Raw genomic sequence first — 4704 nt, 5'->3', positions numbered from 1 at the left:
GCGCTCGGCGGCCCATCGGGCGGCGGCGGCCGACCGGCCCTCCCGGCTCAGGTGCCGTGGCCTGCCGAGCCCGACGGGGCCGGCGACCTCGTCGAGTCCGTCGTCCCCTGTGAGGAGCTGTCCCGGGACCAGACGCTCGTCGTCGTCCGCAGGGGGCAGCAAATCACCCGCACCCAGATCGCCCGGGCGGATCCTCTTCTCCCACGGCACCCACTCCGGGGCCACCACCGAGTCGGGACCGGGGAGGAGCGAGATCTCGTCGACCGTCAGCTCGCCACCGGGGACCAGCGCCAGGACGCAGGCCCAGTACCACCCGCGGTATCCGGGGAGGTCCGAGGCGAACCGGTGCGTCGTGGTGAACGGCGCCTCGACCACGGACCCGCGGTGCTCTCCCACGCCGTCGGCCGCGAACTCCTCCACGGCGGCACGCGCCACGTCCACGCCCGAGGCCAGTCTCTCGCGCAGGGCCTCGTTGAAGCCCGAGGCCTGATCGGTGCTCACGGGGTCCGCCTCCTGATCCGTGCCTACCTCGGTGTTCACCCGACCCATTATGCGCGTCATCGCGACAGCGTCGCGGTCCGGCCCGTAGTACGGCATCCTTGACGCATGCGCAGCGTCCTCGGCACCCTCGGCCCTCTCGCGGTCTCCCTCTCACTCGTCGGCGCCGTCGCGGCGTGTACCGCGACCGGTTCCGACGACGCCGGGAGCGCCACGTCCCCCGGCGCCTCCCTCGCGTCGTCGAGCATGCCCTCCGGCTCCGGTTCCGGGTCCGGCGACGCGGCCGGCGGACAGGTGCCGGTGGGCCCGGCCGAGCCCCGGCCCGTACGGGGTTCGGTCGAGGTCGTCCGGACCCTGCCGCACGATCCTGAGTTGTTCACCCAGGGTCTGCAGGTGGTGGGCGACGAGATCTACGAGTCGACGGGTGAGTTCACCCGCTCGCAGGTGCAGCGCCGCCCGCTCGCCGGCGGCCCGCCCACCGTCTCCGTGCGGATGGCGGACGACGAGTTCGGCGAGGGCCTGGCCGTCACCCCGGACACCCTCTGGACCCTGACCTGGACCAACGGGATCGCCCACAACCGGGACCCCCGGACCCTCGAGGTGCGCTCCGAGGTGCCGTACGTGGGCGAGGGCTGGGGCCTGTGTCACGACGGCGAACGGCTGATCATGAGCAACGGCTCCGACCAGCTGACCTTCCGCGACCCCGTCACCTTCGAGCCCACCGGCACGGTCTCGGTGACCTCGGGGGGCACACCCGTGGTCCGGATCAACGAACTCGAGTGCGCGGACGGCACCGTCCTCGCCAACGTCTGGATGACGGACGAGGTCATCCGCATCGACCCCGCCACCGGCGCGGTCACCGCCATCTACGACGCCTCGGCGCTCGAGCGACCCCGGCCGGCCAGCCGGGAGGCGGTTCTCAACGGGATCGCCGCGCTCCCCGGTTCGGAGAACGTGCTGCTCACAGGGAAGTTGTGGCCGACGATGTACGAGGTGCGCCTCATTGGCTGACCGCTCCCCCGGGCCGACCCGTCGAGCCGCGGCCACCGTCGGCCGGGGCGTCCGGCGGGTCTTCCACGCCGACGGGGCCGACAGATCGGGCCTGTCGCAGCTGAGTTACGTCACCGTCGCCAACTTCGCGTGCGACGCGATCCTCGCCGTCGCCCTGGCCAACACGTTGTTCTTCTCCGCCGCCACCGCCGAGTCGCGGAGCAACGTGGCCCTGTACCTCCTCGTCACGGTCGCCCCGTTCGCGCTGATCGCCCCGGTGATCGGACCGGCCCTCGACCGGCTGCGGAGCGGGCGGCGCCTCACGGTGTCGTTGACCTTCACCCTGCGGGCGGTGCTCGCGGTGATCCTCGCGCTCAACTTCGACTCCTGGCTGCTGTATCCCCTCGCGCTGGGGATGCTCGTGCTGTCCAAGACCTTCGGCGTGGTCAAGGCGTCGATCACCCCGCACGTCCTGCCGCCGGCGCTCGACCTGGTCCGGACGAACTCCCGGCTGACGGTGCTCGGCCACGTGGGCGGGTCGTTGATCGCAGGGGCCCTCGCCGGAGCCGTGTCGTGGGTGTGGGGCTCCGACGCGGCCCTGTGGCTGCTCGCCGCGGTGGCGCTGGTGACGGCGTACATCGCGATGACCATCCCCGCACACGCCGAGGCCTCGCTCGACGAGGAGTCGGCGACCCTGCGCGTGGACCGGGGCCGCCCGCTCGTCAGCGGGCTCAAGGCCGTTCTCACCCGGCCGCTGGGCCGTCAGGTCCTGGCCAACCTCTGGGCCGTGTCGATGGTCCGGTTCATGACCGGCTTCCTCACCCTGTTCCTCGCGTTCGTGGCCAAGGCCCAGGAGAACGCCACCGCGGCGGAACAGGCCGGGATGCTCGCGATCGCCGGTGCGGCGGGAGGACTCGGCACCTTCGTGGGGAATGCCGTGGGCGCCCGTCTCCCCCTGGGCCGACCGGGCAGGATCACCACGACGGCGGCGGGCGCAGCGCTGTCGGCGGCGGTGGTCGCGGCGTTCCTCGGCAACATCTGGGCGGCGGCCCCCCTCGCACTGGTGGCGGCGGTGTGCAGCGCGCTCGGCAAGGTGGCGCTCGACGCGTCGATCCAGACGGACATCCCCGACTCCGCACGGTCCTCCGCGTTCGGCCGGTCCGAGACGGCGCTACAACTGGCGTGGGTCGCGGGCGGTGCGCTGGGGGTCCTCCTCCCGCCGGACTTCACTGTGGGCTTCAGCGTGATCTCGGTCGTGGGCGCCCTGCTGTTCGGCCAGTCGCTCCTGACCGCGCGCGGGTCCACCCTGGTACCGGGGCTCGGCGGCAACCGACCCAGGTTCCCCGGAGCGCCACGTGACCCCCGTGCATTCGGCGCGCGCCTGCTCGGCAGAATGGAGGAGTGAGCTCTTACAGCGATGCCCCCGCGTCCGGCACCCGCGTCCGCCCAGTCACCTGGGCGATCCTGGCGTGGGTGATCATCATGGTCGCCGCGATCGTCGGAGCGTGGCAGGGCTCCGCCTCACGTCACGGGGCGGTGCCGGCGATCACCGTCGCCACCGACCGCGACCACGTGGAGGTACTGCCGTTCGCCGCGACGGACCTCGACGGCACGAGCTACACCAACCCGGTGGGTGAGTTCACGGTCACCGGTGAACACACCCTCACGGTGCGGCTGCCGGTGGAACTGCGCCGCGCCACGCTCGACGTCTACGAGATCCGCGCGGACGGGTTCCGCGAATACACCCTCGAACCCGACGGCCCCGGCGAACTACTCATCCCGGTCACCCTCCCTGACGAGGGACGGATCGAAGGACTGGCGCTCCGCGCGGTCGCCCTGGTCTACGCGGCGGACGGCTCCGAGACGATCCTCAGCGGCGAGTGGTCCGTCGGGATCACCTACGCGGACTGAGCCGGCGGGTCACGCGTCCAGTTCGCGGGCGACGGCGCGGAGCACCGACGCCACGCGACCCGACACCTTGTGGTCGGGACGGTGGCCGCGCCGCAACTCGGGTTGGACGGTCGTCTCGAGGACCTTGATCATGTCCTCGACCATCCCGTGCAGCTCATCGGGCGAGTGCCGTGGGCCGCCGCGGGGGGCACGGTCCTGCACGACGGTGGGCTCCTCGTGGACGACCACCCGCAGAGCCTGAGGGCCACGCCGACCGGAGACCATGTCGAACTCCACGCGCTGGCGGGGCCGTAGCGTGTCCACCCCGTCGGGGAGCGCGTCCGACCGGACGTAGACGTCCTCCCCGCCCTCGTGGGACAGGAAACCGAAACCCTTCTCCGCGTCGTACCACTTGACCCTGCCACTGGGCACCGCGAACCACCTCTCCACACGATCGCGCACACGTGCGACCGACATCCACCACGAATGACTCGAGACTACCCTCGCCGAGGCGGTGGCCCGGCGCCCCCGCCGGGCCGGTAGCCTCCCCCGTGTGACCTCCGACGCCCGACCCCCAGCCGACGACCCCGACCCCTGGGCACCCCACGCGGCCGAGCCCGCCCCGGTCCGGCCCAGACGCCGCGGCCTGTTCATCGCGGCGCTGGTCGTCTTCGCCGTCGGTGTGGTGTTCACCGTCCTCGCCGCACTGACCCCGTTCGTCCTGGATCGGGACGCGCCGACCTTCCTGTACCTCGGCGCGATGGTGTTCACCCCGGTCGGGTTCCTCCTGGGGCTGCTGTACGCGATTCTCGGCTCCCGGCCGCCCAGGGTGTGACGGAACCCACCCTCTGGCGAAGTTCCAGGTAACAAGCCGATAACGTCACCTCCCGCCCTCCTGTGTGACCTGGTTTTATCTCAGAATGGTGACGATCCGGCATCAAGCCGCTACTGTTCGGGGCAGACTCGTCAGCGAGTTGGCATCGGACGCACCACCGAACCCCGCCCTGCGGCCGATGCGACATTGACCGTTACCGGGCGGGGACGGGGGACCCGATCAGGGCCCACCTCGGGCCGGCGACCACAGGTCGCCTTGGGGTCAAGCCGCCGCAGGCGGCCGGGCGCACCCGTCCGAACCCGACAGCTCACCCCGTAGGCACAGAGTGAAAAGGACTGACGCGTATATGACCTCGAACACCGGACGCCACCGCGCTGCCGCCACCGCCTCCGCGCCCAGGACGGCGGTGAAGGTCGTCCTCGCGGGCACCGCGTTCTCCGCCGCGGGGCTCGCCCTCGCCCCGGCCGCCAACGCGGCCCCGGACTCCGACT

Annotated in this window: 6 protein-coding genes and 1 riboswitch; of the genes, 4 read left to right on the top strand and 2 right to left on the bottom strand. The window is 71.9% G+C overall.

Going from position 1 to position 4704, the window contains the following annotated elements:
* Positions 1-549 (bottom strand): DUF3027 domain-containing protein (locus tag G6028_RS11145; protein WP_182658879.1); only part of this gene is annotated, 549 nt, incomplete at its 3' end.
* Between the two features lie 57 nt (positions 550-606).
* Between G6028_RS11145 and G6028_RS11140 the strand changes: the two genes are divergently transcribed.
* From G6028_RS11140 to G6028_RS11130, 3 genes are read left to right on the top strand one after another with little or no spacing between them, the layout of a single operon-like run.
* Positions 607-1509: a glutaminyl-peptide cyclotransferase gene (locus tag G6028_RS11140; protein ID WP_182658878.1), complete on the top strand. Its 903-nt coding sequence runs from the start codon at positions 607-609 to the stop codon at positions 1507-1509.
* Positions 1502-2893 carry an MFS transporter gene (locus G6028_RS11135; RefSeq protein ID WP_182609791.1) on the top strand — a complete coding sequence of 464 codons (1392 nt, stop codon included), beginning with the start codon at positions 1502-1504 and terminating at the stop codon, positions 2891-2893. The genes G6028_RS11140 and G6028_RS11135 overlap by 8 nt, the downstream gene beginning before the upstream one ends.
* Positions 2890-3399 (top strand): DUF2771 family protein, encoded by a 510-nt coding sequence (locus tag G6028_RS11130; RefSeq protein WP_182616132.1) that lies wholly within the window; start codon positions 2890-2892, stop codon positions 3397-3399. Before G6028_RS11135 ends, G6028_RS11130 begins: the two co-directional genes overlap by 4 nt.
* Positions 3400-3408: 9 nt before the next feature.
* Here G6028_RS11130 and G6028_RS11125 read toward each other — a convergent pair whose 3' ends face one another.
* Positions 3409-3810 (bottom strand): cold-shock protein, encoded by a 402-nt coding sequence (locus G6028_RS11125; RefSeq protein WP_179524659.1) that lies wholly within the window; start codon positions 3808-3810, stop codon positions 3409-3411.
* A 121-nt stretch (positions 3811-3931) separates the two neighbouring features.
* On the opposite strand from G6028_RS11125, the gene G6028_RS11120 reads away from it, so the two are divergent.
* Positions 3932-4213, top strand: a complete 282-nt coding sequence (locus G6028_RS11120) for a hypothetical protein (RefSeq protein ID WP_182616131.1) — start codon at positions 3932-3934, stop codon at positions 4211-4213.
* A gap of 178 nt (positions 4214-4391) precedes the next feature.
* Positions 4392-4548, top strand: a riboswitch (cyclic di-AMP (ydaO/yuaA leader).
* Positions 4549-4704: the final 156 nt, after the last annotated feature.

The organism is Dietzia cercidiphylli (genome assembly GCF_014145145.1).
Classification (GTDB): Bacteria; Actinomycetota; Actinomycetes; order Mycobacteriales; family Mycobacteriaceae; genus Dietzia; species Dietzia natronolimnaea.
This window is presented reverse-complemented; position numbering and strand designations above follow the sequence as displayed.

Coding starts and splice junctions, on each gene's coding strand:
- G6028_RS11140 (WP_182658878.1), top strand. CDS start 607: ATGCGCAGCGTCCTCGGCACCCTCGGCCCTCTCGCGGTCTCCCTCTCA.